At 43.8% G+C, this 18,342-nt stretch carries 14 protein-coding genes; 2 read left to right on the plus strand and 12 right to left on the minus strand.

Annotation, left to right across the window (positions count from 1 at the left end; translation table 11 throughout):
* Nucleotides 1-115: 115 nt before the first annotated feature.
* The 12 genes from AC58UW_RS14450 to AC58UW_RS14505 form a co-directional block, all read right to left on the minus strand.
* The gene (locus AC58UW_RS14450) at nucleotides 116-1,252 is read right to left on the minus strand and encodes a glycoside hydrolase family 88 protein (protein ID WP_497421337.1); all 1,137 of its coding nucleotides are present in this window, start codon (nucleotides 1,250-1,252) and stop codon (nucleotides 116-118) included.
* 526 nt (nucleotides 1,253-1,778) lie between these two features.
* Nucleotides 1,779-2,693 (minus strand): NAD(P)-dependent alcohol dehydrogenase, encoded by a 915-nt coding sequence (locus tag AC58UW_RS14455; protein ID WP_497421338.1) that lies wholly within the window; start codon nucleotides 2,691-2,693, stop codon nucleotides 1,779-1,781.
* A gap of 355 nt (nucleotides 2,694-3,048) precedes the next feature.
* Nucleotides 3,049-4,200: an endonuclease/exonuclease/phosphatase family protein gene (locus AC58UW_RS14460; protein WP_497421339.1), complete on the minus strand. Its 1,152-nt coding sequence runs from the start codon at nucleotides 4,198-4,200 to the stop codon at nucleotides 3,049-3,051.
* A gap of 410 nt (nucleotides 4,201-4,610) precedes the next feature.
* The gene (locus AC58UW_RS14465; protein ID WP_497421340.1) at nucleotides 4,611-5,189 is read right to left on the minus strand and encodes a DJ-1/PfpI family protein; all 579 of its coding nucleotides are present in this window, start codon (nucleotides 5,187-5,189) and stop codon (nucleotides 4,611-4,613) included.
* 95 nt (nucleotides 5,190-5,284) lie between these two features.
* Nucleotides 5,285-8,257, minus strand: a complete 2,973-nt coding sequence (locus AC58UW_RS14470; protein WP_497421341.1) for a carbohydrate-binding protein — start codon at nucleotides 8,255-8,257, stop codon at nucleotides 5,285-5,287.
* A 111-nt stretch (nucleotides 8,258-8,368) separates the two neighbouring features.
* Nucleotides 8,369-8,506, minus strand: coding sequence for a hypothetical protein (locus tag AC58UW_RS14475; protein ID WP_497421342.1), 138 nt, complete (start codon nucleotides 8,504-8,506; stop codon nucleotides 8,369-8,371).
* Between the two features lie 290 nt (nucleotides 8,507-8,796).
* Nucleotides 8,797-10,965 carry a penicillin binding protein PBP4B gene (pbp4b, locus tag AC58UW_RS14480; RefSeq protein ID WP_497421343.1) on the minus strand — a complete coding sequence of 723 codons (2,169 nt, stop codon included), beginning with the start codon at nucleotides 10,963-10,965 and terminating at the stop codon, nucleotides 8,797-8,799.
* A 317-nt stretch (nucleotides 10,966-11,282) separates the two neighbouring features.
* Nucleotides 11,283-12,116, minus strand: a complete 834-nt coding sequence (locus tag AC58UW_RS14485; RefSeq protein WP_497421344.1) for a carbohydrate ABC transporter permease — start codon at nucleotides 12,114-12,116, stop codon at nucleotides 11,283-11,285.
* Between the two features lie 19 nt (nucleotides 12,117-12,135).
* Entirely contained in the window at nucleotides 12,136-13,020 is an 885-nt protein-coding gene (locus AC58UW_RS14490; RefSeq protein WP_497421345.1) for a carbohydrate ABC transporter permease, read from the minus strand.
* A 96-nt stretch (nucleotides 13,021-13,116) separates the two neighbouring features.
* Nucleotides 13,117-14,559, minus strand: coding sequence for an ABC transporter substrate-binding protein (locus tag AC58UW_RS14495; protein ID WP_497421346.1), 1,443 nt, complete (start codon nucleotides 14,557-14,559; stop codon nucleotides 13,117-13,119).
* A 232-nt stretch (nucleotides 14,560-14,791) separates the two neighbouring features.
* Nucleotides 14,792-15,898, minus strand: coding sequence for a GntR family transcriptional regulator (locus AC58UW_RS14500; protein ID WP_497421347.1), 1,107 nt, complete (start codon nucleotides 15,896-15,898; stop codon nucleotides 14,792-14,794).
* A gap of 254 nt (nucleotides 15,899-16,152) precedes the next feature.
* Nucleotides 16,153-17,121 carry a helix-turn-helix transcriptional regulator gene (locus AC58UW_RS14505; protein WP_497421348.1) on the minus strand — a complete coding sequence of 323 codons (969 nt, stop codon included), beginning with the start codon at nucleotides 17,119-17,121 and terminating at the stop codon, nucleotides 16,153-16,155.
* Nucleotides 17,122-17,273: 152 nt separating this feature from the next.
* On the opposite strand from AC58UW_RS14505, the gene AC58UW_RS14510 reads away from it, so the two are divergent.
* Together AC58UW_RS14510 and AC58UW_RS14515 are read left to right on the plus strand one after the other, a co-directional pair.
* Nucleotides 17,274-17,753 (plus strand): hypothetical protein, encoded by a 480-nt coding sequence (locus tag AC58UW_RS14510; RefSeq protein WP_497421349.1) that lies wholly within the window; start codon nucleotides 17,274-17,276, stop codon nucleotides 17,751-17,753.
* A 63-nt stretch (nucleotides 17,754-17,816) separates the two neighbouring features.
* The gene (locus tag AC58UW_RS14515; RefSeq protein ID WP_497421350.1) at nucleotides 17,817-18,293 is read left to right on the plus strand and encodes a GyrI-like domain-containing protein; all 477 of its coding nucleotides are present in this window, start codon (nucleotides 17,817-17,819) and stop codon (nucleotides 18,291-18,293) included.
* Nucleotides 18,294-18,342: the final 49 nt, after the last annotated feature.

Below are 18,342 nucleotides of genomic sequence, written 5' to 3' on the forward strand. Positions count from 1 at the left end.
CCCCTCTGTGACCCATTCAACGACACATTACTTATTATATTTGTTATAAAGGCGATACATGAATACAGCCGCTTCTGCCCGTGATAGAAGTCCTTGGATGGAGTCGTCGCCTGCTTTACCAGAGCACTTCCTTCTGACCTTTCAACTTGGTCAAAGCCTCTACAAAGAAATAGTCGCCATAAATGATAGGCACATGATTCGGATATCGCTCCGATTTATAATAAATCGTCCCTTTCGTAATGAGCCCTTCTTCTTCGCTGTCCCAAGCTCCGTAATTTTCGTAGAGCGATTTGAGAATACGATTTCCCGCTTCTCTATAGAGGGATGCCTCCTGATCTGGTACCCAATTCGCAATTTCGAGCAGACCACTCGCTGCACATGCAGCTGCTGATGTATCTACGCAGTCCTGCTCTTCCTTCGGAGCGCGGAAATCCCAATACGGGATATAGTCCTCTGGCAAAGCAGAAATGAAATAATGCGCTACACGTTTGACCGCGTCCAGATAGCGTTGCTCTTTGGTATACCGATAGGACAGCGCCAGTCCATGAAGTGCCCAAGCATTACCTCTTGACCAAGCAGAATCCTCGGAATAACCCTGCCCCGCCCGAACGCTCAACCGTTCACCAGTAATCGGGTCAAAGCAAACGATATGCCTTACGGAGCCATCTTCACGTACAAATTCACGGACGACTGTATCCGCATGTGCCATTGCGATGAAGGTAAATCTCGGATCATGGAGTGTCTCGGACGCCCAGTAGAGGATTGGTAAATTCATCGTACAATCAATGATCGCCCACCCCGCCCGATTGTCGGTCGCCGTGTCTGACCAAGCACGAATGAAGTTCCCTTTCATATTGAATCGCCCAGCCAAATGACTTGCGGCAATGAGAGCACGTCGTTTCGATTGCTCATTTCCCGTCAACTTATATTGGGCAACCGCTGATAAACTCCACATAAACCCAATATCATGACTCAACTCGTAAAATTCTTCCAGAACGCTGTCCATTTGCTCCTCACAGGATGCGGCATAAGCCCGCAGTTGCTCATCCCCTGTTTCTCTGTACATCAGCCAGAGTAAACCTGGCCAAAATCCGCTGGTCCACCACTCAGCCTTCGTGCTATCATATTTCCCATTGACGGTAATATGCGGAAAGGTAGCTCCTATCCTACGGCTTGTTTTACTTATTTTATGAACTGTGCGGTCCCATGCCTCATCAACCCACGATTTGATCTGTGTCTGCTTATCTGTCATTATTTCGTCTCTCCCTATCTGTAAATATCTCTGCCTTACTAGTAATTAGCGAAGCGGCCATTAACATATGGCCAGTTTATGTAGATTGTGCTTAGTGATTAGGGAATTTGCCCTTAAGAGTTAAGCCTCCGATATGTAGGAAAACTGTGAGACCACCGACAAACACATGAACTGATAATAGCGCTTTCATTACTCTCGACATTTCATGTAATCCTCCTCACGATTTTAGAAATGCACCACTGAAATCACAACCCACGTTTATATGACATCTCCCTTCGATTTTCATTCATTGTATAAATATTCGGACAAAGTCGGAAAGTGATAATCTTGTCTTTTCTGATAATTATTTTACATCAAGTAAATATTGGAAAAGGCGGTGTCTACCGAAATAGAAAAGAAGCCCGCGATTTTTACGCGGACTTGTTTCAATACTATCGTGTAATTTTCAATTTAGTCAGTCAACTATGCACATGATGAATATGGAGGTACTACCACAAATTCATGATTTGTCAGAAATAGTTTCTTATTATGTTCCAATGTTTATCACTACATTTCCCTTCTTATGTCCTTTCTCCACATACCTGTGAGCCTCGGCAACTTGTTCCAGCGGATAGCGTCTATCGATCACCGATTTGAGTTCTCCCGTTTCGACAAGTTCTTTGAGGAGAAGTAAATCTTCAATGCGTACCTTTGCAATCCCCTGCCCATCCACCGTTACGTATCTACCTTTTGGAGTTAAAGCTTTCATGCAGTTCGTTTTCGATGCTTTCCCAACTGCATCGAAGATGACATCATACAGCTCTCCCTTATTCGCAAAGTCCTCTTTCGTATAATCGATGACTTGGTCGGCTCCAAGAGATTTCACTAGTTCCATATTTCCGGTGCTGCTAACCGCAGTAACCACCGCACCAAAATGCTTAGCAAGTTGAACCGCAGATGAGCCTACCGCACCTGAAGCGCCGTAAATAAGAACTTTTTGTCCGCTTTGGATATTCCCTTTTCTAAGGAAATACAATGCCGAAGTCCCACCTAAAGGAACGGCAGCGGCATCCTCATAATTCACATTTGCCGGTTTCGTGACCATTAATCCATCCTCCGGGAGACAGGTGTACTCAGCATAAGCACCAAATTTCATCCCAGTTAACGCAAAGACTTGATCACCTTTTTTGAATCGTTTCACGTCCTTACCTATTTCCTCGATTTCTCCAGACAACTCTACTCCCAGAATAGGTTTTCTTGGCTTTCTGAATCCTAGTACGATCCGCATGGGTATCCATAATATGAGAGGACTATTAAAGCTCCGAACTCTAATGTCGCCTGCTGATACGGTAGTCGCATGAATTTTTACCAGCACCTCGTTATTTTTGGGGGTTGGTTTGTTTACCTCTGTCAACTGAAGTACATCTGGCAATCCGTACTTTGTGCAAATAATCGCCTTCATGAGTCACCTCCAATTATTTACAATCCTTTTTCTTAGTACGAAGACGACTGTATTACGTTTCACAGTCCTCCCCGTTAGCTCAACATTGTTTTTTCCTTGCATGACTTCACTGAATTGTATTAATAAAGCTTCCGTTATACTCCTAATACGTAAATAACTATTCGTAGAGCTCCCACAGTGGCAAAGGATATATGTTCTTGTCCTCTTACAATTTTGTTTTGCATAGACTGCGCTGTGACAAATAATGCAAATACGCACGATTTAAAACCCCTTCAGTATCATCACTGAAGGGGTTGCTTTTCAAATTTTATTACTTATGGTGGTTATGACCGTTATCACCGTGGGATGGATGGTCTTACTTATTAATAACGAGCTCAGCCGTAATGGGCAAGTGATCCGCTGCGATTGTGTTTATAACCTTTCCTGCTTTTATTTTTACATCATCAGACGTATAGATATAGTCGATGCGACGATTAGGCTTGTCTGAATAATAATAAGACGTATAGGCATCATTTAGACCAAGTTCCGCAAATGTGTCATGATACTGTGCAGACATTTTTATAATTTCTGGACTATCTGGTGTGGCATTGAAGTCTCCCACTAAGATACTTGTTCCTTTATTTTGATTTACAATGTCCAGGATCTCGTTGACTTGTATATCTCTTTGTTCAGGTCTTTTATTGTCAAGATGCGTATTGTAGAAATTAATATGATTGCCTTTCACATTAATCACTGTTTTCGCAAGACCGCGCTGCTCTGAAGGATATTGCGTATTATCGAGTAAATGATTTTCGCTAGAAAGAATAGGATATTTACTTAATATAACCGTTCCGTATTGACGACGAGGTTCCCCCACATTTAAGGGATCATTGTCAAGATTCGCAGCAAATTGATAATGCATGCCTAAGTAATTGGCTAGCCATTTCGCTTGATCCTCGAAATTACTACGCGTGGAGAAATGATTATCGACTTCTTGCAGACCAATGATATCAGCACCCGATGATTTAATAACGTCACCAATTCTGTTTAAATTCAGAATGTCATCCATGCCTTCGGCATGGTGAATATTATACTCCATCACTTTGATGGCAGTCTCTTTTCCTTTTTTAAAGTCTGAGGCATAAGATTCACTACTTAACGAAAACATAGGAATCATAGACATCAATAAAACAGAAGAGACAATAACTGACTTTCTAAGCATGCACAACATCCTCTCGAAGTTTTCAATGATAGGTGAATATGCTACTATAATTTCATATTCTGACTTCCATTTCCATAGGCTGATAGATGTAGATTGTTCTTTGCAAATATTGTCTTTTACTAGGACCATGTGTAAAGGAATTGTAATTTTCAAGTCGTTGTCATCATAAGATTCTTGCTCTAGCATAGGCGCAGATCCTCTGCCCCTCTTACCCCAATAACCAACTGTCCTCACGCGTGCTGCTGTTGGGGGACAAAATGGTTTTGAACTGCAAAAGCCAGCAAACATACGCAACTTGTGAATCATTTGAATTAACCGCTATTAATGCTATAGATTCAGGAGGGGTAATTCCTGAGTACTGATAGTTTAGCCAACCTATAGTTCTTAAAGGATCAGAACCATTTGTGTTATCGAAGGTGGTTACTGAATTGCAAAGCCAAAATGCCCCTTTTTTTGCGAACAACAGCCGTACGCTCTCTTCTCGGGGTGTCTACCAGATATACCTTTCCCCAAGGTAAGTCTACCTGATCAATTACAGTTATATTTGAACCTAAAGAAATTTGTGCTTCCATTGCGCTTATTGGAGTAAGGCGAGTCCCCCCCATAAAGCTGATGTAGGAGTACCCACCAATTAAATTTAAAGTTACATACTTTTCCAATAATAAACATTTATAGAAAAAAGAATAACCGCCGATCGGCGGTTATTCTTTTTATAATTACAAATCAATCTCAAGCCCCTGACCGACAGGCTGAACTGTCTTCAGAACACGCTGGGTCATTTCACTCCCCATCAAAGAATCAATCACCCAAGCTGACAAATCTTGTCCAGCCAAACACCCGGCAGCTGTGCTGATGTTACCGTTATTTACAAAGCTCTCGTTAACGACCTCTACACCAAACGCGGTTAACTGTCCGGCCGCAGTCGGATAAGTGGTAGCCCGCTTCCCTGTCAAATAACCCAAAGCTCCCAGGAGTAGAGCACCCGAACACATGGATCCGATCAATTGCCGATCCGGAGAAAGTTGTAATCGGCTTAGATAAGCCAGGTCCTTGAACAGGGGTTGCACCCCTCTTCCGCTTGCGAACAGGACAGCATCCTGTGTATTCGCCTCCTCCACCAACCCATGCATGGGGATTCTTAATCCCGCCATAGACACATGCGATGATGCGGTCCCAAGCAGCTTTACTTCCCAATTGGCGATTCCACCGACCAATCGCACTCTATTCAACAAATCCCAGGGCAGGAACACATCAAGATCCGTAAAATCATCAAAGCAAATGATAGCTATTTTCATCTGTAAACAGCTCCTCTCACTTATATTTTGGAAATGATACCCAGTCCCTAGTATAGAACATCCTTACGAGTTAACAAATCACAATTTCTCATGCTTTACTTTCTTCCAGAGCTAACTGTTAATTTGAATATATGGGATTCGGCCGCCTGCAGATTCAGAGTAATCGATCCGTTAACCGTGTCAGTAATCCCGGTCCACAAATCCTCGCGATTGAAGGTCACACCTGCAGGTAGTCCGGCACGTGTAAGATCAACCGTTTTTACCGCTGAAGCGCTTGCGCTGTAATTAAAGACAGCGAGGTAGTATTTGTCTCCGTCCTTCAGTACGAATGTATCAGCCGCTCCGGATCCTGTGTTGCCTTCCTCAGGACGGAATGCCTTGCCGGTGGAAGCGAGCTTTAAGATTTTGTTATTCGTGTATAACTGCGTCATGTAGTTCTGAACAATTGGATCGTGAACGTTACTCGAATCAAGAAGCACCGTCCCGGAAATTACAGCCGAATTCACACGGCTTCTTGCTTCATTCAAAGAATTTGAGCGGCCAAGCGCCATATGGTCGGGGTCAAGGTGATTAATGATCGTACCATTTTGCCACCAGCCGTAGGTTAGTGCATTAAGCTCGTACTCGGTATCATGGATCGAGCCGAACGTGTCGGTTGCGATGCGTCTGCTGTGCGCATACTGAGACGGGAACATCGGGGCGATGGACTCGCTCAGAAACATTTTGCCGTCTACCAATTCGTTAATGTAACGCATGCCTTCGTTATAAGCCTGAATCCCCGTCGTAACGCTAGAATCGTAATGGACGCCTTCCAACGAGCCATGCGTCAAGAAATCCATTTTAACAAAGTCATACCCGGATGCCTTAATACTATCAAAGTAGAATTTGAGATTCATTTTCGTACCCGGATGTGTAGGATCTAGGGCATAGGCGCCATCAAGCTTAGGCAGCGGATTACCGTTACTGTCTCTCAGCAAAATATCGTTGTACGTATACATATTGTTCGTTCCTGGGACCGGTGCGTTCAAATCGTTGTCCCAGTAGGTGAATGGTGCTGTATACACGCCTGCTTTTTGCCCGTTGGCATGAATGATGTCGACTGCAGGCTTAAATTGCACTTGCGGTATTTTCGATGCGTCGGTATTGATATAGACGGTGCCGTCGTTTTTGAATTTTTTCAGGTTTTCCTTGAAGTAGTTGGAAGTGTCGATGACGTCCTGCACTGTCAAATCCATCGAGTATGCTCCCCAGCTATTCCATCCAACCGGTACACCTTTTGGCACGGGGAGTTTCTGTTTCAACGCAGGCGCGACGATGGCATTCACACGGCCATATTCCTCGAGACCATCGCGATAATCCAAGTATCCGCCTACCATCAGGGTCGGGGACGAAACCATCGTGCCTTTTAGGCTGCCGTGCGGCAGCGAGTCGTGCGTAACGGACGAGGAAGCGCCTCCATAAACCGTTAATTGAAGCAATTGATTGTTTGATCCTTTCCAATCGATACCCGTTTTCCACTTATCATGAGTAACGGAACCGACAACCAGACCTTGACGGGACATATTGTCATAGATCGCCGTGACTTCATAGCTCGTATCCGTGCGGTTCATCGGCTGAGCCTTGAATCGAATCCAACTATCGTTATCGAACGGTACGGAAAGCACGCGATTTTCAGCCGTTTGGCCGGTAGCCGCTCCGCCAGTGCGCTGAATAACGATCGGAGCCATATAGTTGGTGCTGATCATTTGATCGCCGACTGCATCGAGACGACTCAAAAAATACGATTCCTTCGCATAAAACGAATATACTTGATGAAGCACCGGCTTGCCATTTTGTATGTGGATGAAGTCCACTTGGATCCCTTTGCCGAAGTTATCATTAATTTCGGAAATTTGCGCTTTGTCAATTTTGTGCGTCGTATACTCTTTCGTCTCCAGTTCTTCCCCATTCAACTTGATTTTTCCGTATGCGCCTTTTAGCTGCTGACCATTGCTCCAAACAAAATCGGCATAGCCGGTCTGAGAAAAGAAGCTTGCTGTATACTGCCCGTTAGTCACTTGCATGCCCGATTTGTACGGCGTAACGGTTATTTTACCGTATTTCACTGGAGCTAGGGCAGTTCCAAGCGAGCCTGAATCGCCTCCGTTTCCTGGGTCGGAAACCACAGGTTTCACGACAATACGGTCGATGTCAGGCGCGTACCACATATTATCATCGAACAAAATGGTATTCGTTCCGGAATGAAGCTGCAGCTCAATATCATAGTTTCCAACCGTGTTCCAGTCTGCTGTCTTAGGTAAATCAAAAAGTTCTTTGGCGCTGCCGTTTACACTGATGTTTATAGAACGCGGGTCGCCGGATATGTAGGATATCGTTAAGATATATGCCCCATTAGCATCCACTGTAACATTGTTGAATTGCAAAGAGGAGGCGTGGCTATCGTCTACTTTAAACAGATTGCCTACCTTCTTCCCGCCAGAACAAGGACCGCAATTGCTGACGGCAGCATTGCCTGTCAGCGTATTGTCGACCGCTTCGGCTTCGTAGATGGTTCCGCCTATTGAACCGCCTAGCTTCTCTCCAACGACGATTCTATCAATATCCGGCGCATACCACATGTTATCGTCGAATAAAATCACGTTGCTACCGGATTTGAACGTCATCTCGACATCATAGCTTCCGACCGTGTTCCAATCCGCCGTTTTAGGAAAATCGTAGAGCTGCTTAGGTTCGCCATACACGCTAATATTAACCGAGCGAGGATCGCCGGATATGTAATACACCGAAACCTTGTATGTACCGGCTTCTTTTATATTCACATTGTTAAATTGCAAGGATGAAGCGTGGCTATCATCTACTTTAAAGAGTCCGCCTACTTTCTTGCCCCCCGAGCACGTTCCGCAATCATTCACGGATGCGTTGCCCGTAAGCGTATTCGCAGCGTCTTCCGCTTCGTATACACCAACTGAATCTGCATAAACCCGATTCCCCACTGGCAGCAATGATGCTATCACGAAAGTAAAGATCAAGAGCTGTAGAAATAATTGATAGATTGATTTATTTGACATAAATATCCTCCTTCATTCTTGTACAAGCATTGAAACTACCCTTTCACCACGCCATCTGCAATGCCTTGAATATACCGATTTTAGAATACAGAAAAATGGCCATATTGACGCTTAATTCGCACATACCACCCCCAATCCGAACAGAGAACCCTGCAGCCCAGGCACCAAAGTAATTTCATTAATTTCAACGTTCGGCATCACTTTTTTCAACTCAACGACCGCATAATCGTAAGAGCTTGGATATGTCATCGTCGAAATGATTATTTAATACCCGCATAAATCCCACTTTTTAAAGCGCTTACAAAGTTGATTTTAAGGGAGAATCACTTTTACCGTAAGGTACGTTTACTCCTTATTACGTACAAGTCTCCTTTTTTCATGGGGGCAACTTTCATATGGAAGGCCATTCATCCCTGTCGTAATCGGACTAGAAGGAATTGTGATTAAGAAAGAAGATAGTTCTACGAGACGGATTAAGGAAAAGAAAGGAAGCGGCAGTCTGGGACGTGGAAAAGTCCTTGACTGCCGCTGTTTTTTAACTATTTGGAATTGTGTTGAGTTTTATCCCAGATCAAAGAATCATAGACTAGTGCTGAAATTGGAACCAAATCGCCGATAGGGAAATTCGATCCCTCAAATCCATTCGGAGGAGTGACTACCGGTGAATGCCTCAAATTCGTAAGTATCGTAATCGACATATTATAAACCGGATCGATAATGGTTAACGTACCGGTCCACCCTTGGTGACCATAGGTGCTTCTGCTGGGACCCCAATTGTAATAGTAGTAAGCGGAGGAACTTTTGGAATGCACCCGCCATCCCAATCCGATGGTGGACAAGTCGACTCGGTTTGGAACGGGATCATAAGGTGCGGTAAATTCATCAGCAACTTCTTTGGTGAAAAACTGTTTACCGTTATAAATACCGCCATTGAGCATAAGCTGCGTCAAGACGCCCATATCGCCTACGGTAGAGAATAATCCGGCATGGCCGGCGACGCCTCCCATAGAATACCAAGCCTTCTCATCATGCACTTCGCCTTGCAATGTATATTTTCTAATATTAACAGGTGAATTATCGTCCATGATTCCGAAATTGACATTTCCATCACGGGTATTTCCATTTAATTCAGTAGCCGCAATTTCTGATTTGGAGAAGCCTTTGGTGAGAGGATTATAAACGGTATGCTTTAATCCAAGCGGCTTATAAATATTCTTTTCGACATACTGATCTAAAGACATGCCTGTAATCTGTTCAACCAGCAAGCCTAAGATCATAAAATCCACGTCGCTGTAAGCAAACGTTGTTCTAGGTGTGTATCTTAAAGGTGTCTTGCTGATGATATCTATGATTCCAGCACGATCGGTGTAATCATCCGTTTGATACCATAGAGTGCCAGCCGAAGTCTTGTTAGGGTATTCCGGGTCTGGAATAAGACCGCCATAGTGATGCAGTATATCGCGTATCGTAACTGTTTCCTTACCGGTACGCGGAGTTAAAGCAAGACCACCGCTACCACCGAGCGTCCATTTACCCGTATATACCGTATAGCTATCTTTATAATTTTCCCAGCCGGGGAAAGAACTGAGGGTTTGATCCAGGTTTAATTTGCCTTCAGAAACCAATTTCTGGATGGCGTAATTTGTTGCGTACATTTTCGTGTTGGAAGCCAAATCAAATAGTGTATCTGCTTTAATCCTCTTCCACTTGGATTCCGGCAACAGCTTCGCCGGCTCGTATTGCCCATCCACAAAGGCGGTATCATATTTTTTCAAATAACCGTATGAGGATTCCTTTACAATTTTTCCATCTTTTACAACAATCATTGCTGCTCCCGGGAAACCAGCTTGGACTTGTTGATTGATATAATCATCAATTTTGTCTAGTTTTTCAGAGGAAAAGCCAACCTCTTCCGGAGTATCCGCACGGGTAATTTGATCGTAGGCTGCAAACTGTTTATTCAGCAAGTATTCGTTGCTTCCGACCGTTAGAGCGGCTACTTGGAACAGCCTCTCAATGTATCCCAGCGACAAGTAGTATTTGTTGTTGTTATAAAACCCGTCTACGTCATGAAAAACGAGATCGGTATAAGCATTTAACATATTGCTCGTCACATTGGAACCTATTCTATTGGTATTTATATTAATTTCAAAATAGTCTCGACCAAGGGAAATGGTCAAGATGTCGGCAGTTCCTTTAGCTGCGCCGTCGAATATATACGTATTTTTCCCGTACTTATAAGTCAGGTTTAATATATCTTTTAAATCTTCAACGGCAACGTAGCCTTTATCATCCTTCTTAATGATTAATCCCGGATTTATGGTCAAGGGCGCACTGTACACGCGCGCATCGCCGTCGATAAGCCATATCTCTGCCAGACCGTTTTTGGCTCTGACATATCTTTTATCGCGAGGGAAAACACTATCTTTCTTTACGGCGACACCTATGTAAGCATTTTCATCTAAATTCACAAAATTAAAAGTCACTTTAAATCCATATTCGTCGTACGTTGTTTCCGTAACGGTACCTTTGACCTTACTGTTGAAAGCGGTTGCTTCGATTTCTTTCTCAATGTGTTTATCCTTATCCGTCTTAGGATAATGGACAATGAGCTGTGTGTTTGTTGCAGCATGAGTTGAGCCTAAAGGGAAGAACGTAATCAACAAAGTCATGATCATAAGTAAGGAGCTAAGCCTTTTCAAGTTCATGTGAATCCCTCCATAACTATTTTATATTTTCAAGTATAATATATAATGTTTAATTTTGTAAATATATTTTATTTTATTAATAAATTTCGGAATTTTATTTCATATTCGGCATTACCTGTTATGCTGCACGTTAACGTAACGAGGCTGCCGATCATCCAACGGCAGCCTCGTGTTGTATAAGAACTAAGCGTAAAAACATGAAAAACATGAAAAAAAGCCCTATAAATAAGGCTTTACTCTCTTAATGAACGCTAGTATGTTAGGTGGAATGTGCTGGGTTACGTTCGACCTTAAGGGAAACATGAAAAGCATACACGCTACCCTTTGGTCCCGCCTTGGAGACCGAAACCTTTGGACATAAACTGCTGAGAGAGAATATACATGACAACGGAAGGAATGGCATAGAGCGTAGAAAAGGCTGCCAATTTACCATAACTCACCATGCCGTACTGCCCGAAGAATTGATATAGCTTGAGCGCCGCCGGGAACTTCTCAGGCGTACTCAAGAGAATGTAGGGAACGAAAAAGTTGCCCCAGCTACCGGAGAAGGTAAAGATAGCAACCGTGCATATTCCCGGAATCATTAATGGAGTAACGATCCTGCGGATGCCTGCAAGAATGGACGCACCGTCCACCCATGCCGCTTCTTCTAACTCGTTCGGTACGGAATCCATGAAATTTTTGAGCATCCAGATGCCATAAGGCATGGCGGAGGCGACTTTAAAAAGAATGACGCCGAAGATATTGTCATAAAGCTTTAATGTCAAAAATAATTGATACACAGGGACCATAACTGCAGTGATTGGCAGTGAGGTCATAAATAAGATGGTTAGCATGAACGGCTTTTTATACTTCAATTGATATCTAGACAGTGGATAAGCCGCTAACAGACCTATTAGAACGACAATCAAAGCTTGCCCTAGCGAAATGATGAGTCCTATTAGAAATGCGCGCTGGTTCGCGCGACTAGTGATCACGTCGATATAGTTGCCTGCTGTCAAAGAGCTGGGGACCTTGAGCGATTGCATGGCGTTAGGATCCACGGAGGCAACTAGCACCCATAAGAGTGGGAGCAGGAAACAAATGCCGATAAAGGTGAGCGCTGCGTAGGGCAAGGTGCGATAAACGACTTTACGGTATATCTCAGTCATACGAACTCTCCTTGTGGTTTTACTCTTTTAAAGAGCGAATATAGAACAAACTCAACACAATACCTAGAAGCAACAGCAATAAAGAAATGGCCGTACCGTAACCGAGCTGGTAGTTAATGAAGGCCTGGTTATACATGAAGATTGGTAAGGTCGTAGTTGCTGTGCCTGGACCCCCGCCGGTCATTGCATAGATAAGGCCGAAAACGCCAAGGGTCTGTAGAGTAACCAGCATCGCATTGGTAGTAATCGTTCCTTTAATATAAGGAATAATGATGTAAATTAAAATTTTCAAACGTGATGCCCCGTCGACAAGCGCAGCTTCCTCGATTTCTTTCGGCACATCGTCAAGTGCTGCTTGAAACACAAGCATAGAGAAGGCTGTTCCATGCCAGACGTTCGCTAAAATAACCGTGAGCATAGGAACGGTGTATAACCAAGTGACCGTTGGGATGCCTAGTGTACTTAATATGGCATTTAAAGTACCCTCGTCGCCGAAATAGCTGTAGAGACATAATGCGCATACAATTTCAGGTGTTACCCAACCGGCGAGAACGACAGTTCCAATCACACGGCGGAACGTTTTATTTTTACGTTTCATCAAGATTGCGATCAGAAATCCCAGCACTTGTTGGCCGATGACAGCTGATCCGATCAAGAAAACCAGAGTATTCCAGATACTGATTCTAACGGTTGGATCCGCAAACATACGGATATAGTTGTCAAAACCAACGAATTTTAGCTGTTTTGCTGATTCTCCGGTCAATGCTAAGTTCGTAAATGAGTAGAAAAACGTTAGCAAGATCGGATAGATGAAGAAAACTAGCATAACGGCCAACGAAGGGAATAAAAAATACAACCATGTGTACGTCTTTCTGGATGTTACTGGGATTGCCGTACTGCTCATCATGGTTCTCTCCTTTCTCCTTGGTGATGGTAGGGCAAACTGGGATTGCCCTGGCCCCCGTATTCTTGAATAGGGCGCCAGGGCAAGGTGTTGCCATTACTTCACGCTGACTTTATCCTCTCCAACAATGCGGGTTACGTCTTGCTGATACTTCTTCATCGCATCGGCAGGTGAGGTGCCAGTCGCCACAGACTCAACCATAGCCTGAATTTGTGTGGATACTTCTGGATATTTGTCACGAGCAGGTCTGAACTCCGCATTTTTCAAATAATCGGTAGCTATTGCATTAAATGGCATTTGCGTATAGCCCGGATCTTTTGCGACGTCCGCCCGAACGGTAATGTTACCGCTTGCAATTACAAGTTTTTGCGTATTTTCTTTGTTAAGCGCGTATTTGATGAAGTCCCAAGCTTCGTCTTTATGCTGAGCGTTAGCAGGAACAGACAGCGCCCATCCGCCAGCTAAAGTAATGGAACCTGGAGCTTGGCCTTTGCTTGTCGGCATTGGAGCAAAGCCCAGAACGTCTTTATACTCCGGCCATGGAGCTGCTCCATTCGGCAAATAGTTGCCTGCAATCCAGGAACCGTCCAAGGAGATGCCGAGTTTGCCCTTTGGCAAATATTCGCGAGAGGAGGAGTTGCCTGCTTGGCCGTTCAATACTTTGGAAAGAGGAGGGCCAAGTTTCTCTTTGTTAATGCTATCAACAAATGAAAGCGCATCCAAAATACCTTGACTTTTAACGGTCCACTTCGAACTCGAATCATCGTAAAGTCTTTCGCCTGTTCCGTAAAGCAGCATTTCGTAAGTTTGCATGGAAGTCGCTTCGCCAGTTGCTTTACCCATGTTCATCCAGAAAGGTACAACATCCTTGGCTGCTTTTTCCTTGATTGTTCTTGCTGCGCTCAAGACTTCATCCCAAGTTTTTGGTTTCCAATCTTCAGGCAGTCCGGATTGTTTGAAAATTTGCTTGTTGTACCAGAGGCCCCGGGAGTCCGTGTTATACGGTACGCCGTAAATTTTACCGTCGGCGGCTGTTACCCCTTTTTTCATCGCTTCGATGAAGGAACCATTTGTCCAGTCGGTCCAGCTTTTTACTTTGTCATCCAACGGAGACAAAAGGCCGGCGCTGGCATCGGAGTTTAACATGAAGGTGTCTTCTGTAACGATATCCGGTGCTGTGTCTTTGGATTTGAGAGCTAGCGCAATTTTCGCGAAGTAGTCGCCTTCCGAAGCCTGGATCGGCGTCTGCTTGATGACGACATCTTTGTTCGGATAGCTGGCAGCCACATCTTTTAACCATTTGAAAAGCGTTCCGTTCTCACCAGTACCATCGTCTCTATATGTGATGGTGATGGTTTTTTTGGCTGCATCTGGTGCTTTCGTTTCCTTTGCCGCAGCTGTAGCTGCACTGGTTGCTGCCGGGGTCGTCGTACTGGCTGTGGTGTTTGTCGTTTCAGTCCCCTTCGAACAACCGAATAACAGGGATGCACACAAGACACAGGTGGAGATGGATAACATTTTTTTACTGCTCCGATACATACTGTTACCTCCTTCAGAAAAGCAAGAATAGTATGACAATTGCTGATACAAACAAGTCAGTAAAATACGTTTGTATACTAAGTATAATAATATGGGGAAATATACCATGTCCACTACGATTTCGCGACATGATTGTACAAAATTTGCCTATTTAGAACAATTAGGGCTATTAGAAAACAAAAAACCATGGAATTTGAATTCCACGGTTTTCTCTATTAATTAACTTTACTTGCTATTCTTTCACAATCATTCTATGTTCGACAATTCTTTGTTCGGAGACAGCTTCTCCATATAACTGAGAGATCAACAAATCCACCGCTTCCTCGCCCATCCGTTTCTCATCTTGTTGAATGTGGGTAAAAATCGGCTTTCCCAAAAAATCGTTTAATGAGTCGAAGCAGACGATATCGTAGGTTTCCAACTTCATTCCTTGTGTGTCAATGACTTGAGCCAACATAGTGGCGACCTGATATTCCGAAACAACAAATGCTTTTACATTGGTATTTTGTTCTAAAAAGCTTTTGAGCGTCTCTAAATCCCCTGCCCATGAACCTGAACGGGTGCCTGTAATATTCGTTAAACAATAGTCCTGATCTAACTTCAACCCTTCCCGGGTAAATGCCAAAGTATATCCCAGAAGCCTGTCTTCCAGGGCTGACGTATTTTCGACCGGCGGCGACAAATAGGCGATGTTTTGATGGCCTTTCCCGATCAGATGAAGCGTAAGATCTTGCGCAGCTTTTCTGTTATCCGTGTAAACGGCACATACCGGAATACCTTTCAAATACCGGTCGACCAATACGACAGGAAACTTACCCAAGACAAGACGAATGAGTTCTGCATTATAATGCGCGCCATGGACAGGAGTCACGATTAATCCCTTGATACCTAGGCTGACAAAAAGTTGGATCGCATGCTCTTCTTCTTCTTTGCTGCCGCCAGTCCTCTTGATGATTAGATCACACTCATGCAGTGCGCTCTGCTTCTCCATGGCTTGAAGGAGCTTCAAGCCATATTCATCCGAAAAACTGGGAATAATTAATCCAATGAGCGGTCTTTCTTGAGCACGGATCACCGCACTCGTTCTTTCCTCCGATTGACGCATTTGTTCCAAACCCGAAGTATGTCCATTCGCCACAAACGACCCTTTTCCCTGGATGCGTTTGATAACACCCGCTTCTGCCAACTTTTCGAGCGCCTTTTTGGAAGTGATGCGGCTAACGCCAAATTGTTCGGCCAATTCTTTTTCAGATGATACACGATCTCCAGTCTTTAATTTTCCCTGTTGAATCTCATGAACAATATGCATATACAACTGTTTGTATAAATGCGTTTCCATCTTATTCTCCCTAGCGCTTTATGTTGATATACTTAATATATCATTTCATGGATGAATATCAATTCTAATCTATTGTACTTATATAGATAATTGGTTGGTTAATTTATACCAAACCTTATGACAAGAACTTTATCCGATAAAACAAAAAAGCCGCGATCTTCGCGGCACTTAATGAGATAATGTTCTTGTCACCCGACAGCAGGCCGGTAATTCGTTAAATCAATCCTCTACTAGTTTATCGCAAAAGAAAAATTTCAGTTAAATCTTAAAGTGGCTAAACGCTTTTCAAAAATCACACGCAGTTCATCAGGAATCCGCTCAAACTCGACCCCTTTTCCCAAAAACAAAAGCCAATCCGCATAATACGCCAGCGCCTCAACATCGGTCACATCCAACTGAACATTAAAAATCCCGCTCGATTGAAACATCCCAGTTAAGGACAAAATTATCCCAGGCGGGTGCATACGCTTAAAGCGCTGAATCCCAATCGAATCAAGTTTCACAACAAGATTGGATTCACGTGCACGAAGCAGTTTCTTGTTTAAAATCTCTTGTTCAGACCACTTCATCTCCTGCTCAGAAATTGCCGAATCCCGCAGCATCTCAACAGGCAAATAACGAAACTCATCCGTATCAAAATCATAAACCTCGACCAGCCACTGAGCGTTCGAGTTAAATATATGCAGCAAAAAAACGTCCAGCAACTGCGGCCAGCCAAGACTCAGCTCATAAGTCACGCGTAAATGTTTATCCCGTACAGCAAGCGAAATCAACTGGTTTAGCTCCGCAGGCGCCGCGTCATCGAGCTCCAAAAGATTCGGATTGGCGGGATTTGTATTTTCGAAAAGCAAGATATTATTCAGCTCGATCAGCTCATCTTGCTGTGTTTGCGACGCGATGCCGATAAGTTTTTCAGTGATTGAGCGGCGATTTTGCAGATAAGGCAGCTGCGAATTTTTCGAGGCGATAAAGCTGATAAAAATCGCCTTCAGCTCTTCTGGCGTAAAGCGGGCGGCGGGCAGATATTGATTTTGCAGGACATAGTATCCGCCACCGCGCCCAAGCTCGGACGTCAGTGGAAAACCCATCGCCTGAATCTCGTTTATGTCGCGAATCGCCGTCGCGCGGGAAATCCTGAACTCTCGCTGAATCTCGGCAATCGTAAAATGCGCGCGGTTATTGATGTAACGCATGATCAGGTTCACTCGTTCTGTTTTCTTCATGATTATATTATAACAATAATGTAGCAGAAAATGTCAGCACTGACGGATTTACATGTTCAATTTTCATTTTTCAATAAACAGTATCATTTTTTGATACATTTGGCTTATAGAATCAGTCTTGTAAAGAATACATCCCACAAAGGAGAATACAAATGACAAACTACTCTATCAAGACAATCTCAGAAAACTACAAAATGACTGCTTTCGGTGTTTCATTTGATGACTACAACGACTGGGCAGGTAATGCAGCAAAAACTACAGCGAAAAAAGCTGAAATCACTGAAAATGGCAAGCTTGCTGAACTTCTCGCTCTCGCTGACGGGCAAGAATATCAAATCAACTACAACCTCGACGGCAAGCCATGGCGCGGCTTCGGCGTAATGGGAGCGTTCAACGTGGAAGGCGCGGTCGTCCTCGATTTCCTCGCTGGCGATTACATTGTCGTGCCTGGGACTGGCGCTGACAGAAACCGCCTTGCTGACGAAATTACAGGCAAGGTCTTCGGAGGCCTGATCCAAGAAATTACCGATTACAAATATGTTGGTCCTGGTAATTCAACGTTCGTTAAAGCAAATGAATCAGGTGAATTCTACGGCGAAATGTGGCTTCGTGCAAATAAAGTCGAAAACTAATCCTTATCCAATTTGACTAAATCTAAAAACCAGAAGTTATACTAATTAAAAGGAGCAATTACAATGGCAAATTACACGCTTGAACACAAAAAATCATTCACATTGACCGCTTATGGATTTTCCATCCAGTCGAATTTTCAAGACATGCCAGCTATGCAAAAAGAAAAAAACGAGTTTTGGGATAGACTCAAGGCTGACGGGCGTTTTACTAAGCTCAAAGATGCCGCAAAAGATGATCGCGAATGGTCAGTCAATGAGGTTTATCAAGGAAAACCGTGGAATTATTTCGCGGTAGAAGCTGGCAAATCAGTAGCTGATGCAACGCGCACCATCGAGTTTCCAGAGAGCGAGTACATCGTGGTCGCAGGAAATGGCGACAAGGAAACTTTGTTTGACCAGCTAACTTACCGTGCTTTTGGCGAAGTCTTGGCCCAAATCACTGATTATGCTTACATCGGTGGTCCAAATGCGACTTATCGCAAAGATAACGGCGACGGCACTTTCTACGGCGAATTTTGGGTGCCAGTGGTTAAAAAATAAGGGTATTCGGAAGATAAATTATATCTCAAGGATTCTTTCGTAAAACAGG

This window comes from Paenibacillus sp. J22R160, assembly GCF_059692135.1.